This window comes from Methylobacterium tarhaniae, from assembly GCF_001043955.1.
In the GTDB taxonomy this organism is placed as follows: domain Bacteria; phylum Pseudomonadota; class Alphaproteobacteria; order Rhizobiales; family Beijerinckiaceae; genus Methylobacterium; species Methylobacterium tarhaniae.
Genome location: NZ_LABZ01000357.1, coordinates 1 through 654, shown reverse-complemented (window position 1 = coordinate 654; position 654 = coordinate 1). Strand labels below are relative to the sequence as shown.

The window sequence follows — 654 nt, the reverse complement described above, 5'->3', positions numbered from 1 at the left end:
CCCCTCAGCGATGCGCGCCCCCGCCCGTTCCTCCGGCGACCTCCTCGCCGACCGCCGCTACGCCTGGGCCGAGGCGGCCCTCGCCGAGGGCGATGCGGGCGCCGCCGCGGACCTCGCGGCCCAGGTGCTGGAACGCGCGCCCGGCTACGGCCCGGCCTGGCTGCTGCTCGGGCGCGCCCGCGCCGCCGACCCGGCTCTGCGGGACGAGGCCGCCGCCGCGTTCCGGGCGGCGCTCGCCCTCGATCCGGAGGATGCCCTGGGGGCCCGCCTGCATCTGGCGGAGCTCGGGGACGCGTCGGAGGAGGCGATCTCGCCGGCCTATGTGAGGGCCCTGTTCGACGGCTATGCAGGCCGCTTCGAACGCCACCTCGTCGAGGGCCTCGGCTATTGCGGCCCGGCGCTGATCCGCGCGGCCCTGGAGCGGCTGCGGGGGCCGGAGGTCCGTTTCGGCCGCGTCCTCGATCTCGGTTGCGGCACCGGCCTGATGGGCCGCGCCCTTTGCGGGATCGCCGGCACGCTCACCGGGATCGACCTCTCGCCCGGGATGCTGGCCGAGGCGCGGCGCACCGGCCTCTATGCCCGCCTGCAGGAGGGCGACCTGCGCGACGTCCTGAGCCGCGAGCCGAGCGGGAGCGCCGACCTCGCGGTGGCGGC

At 77.8% G+C, this 654-nt stretch carries 1 protein-coding gene; it reads left to right on the top strand.

Annotated features, from left to right (window positions below):
• Window positions 1–10 precede the first annotated feature (10 nt).
• On the top strand, window positions 11–654 hold a 644-nt coding region (locus VQ03_RS29915), incomplete at its 3' end, for a class I SAM-dependent DNA methyltransferase (RefSeq protein ID WP_048454576.1).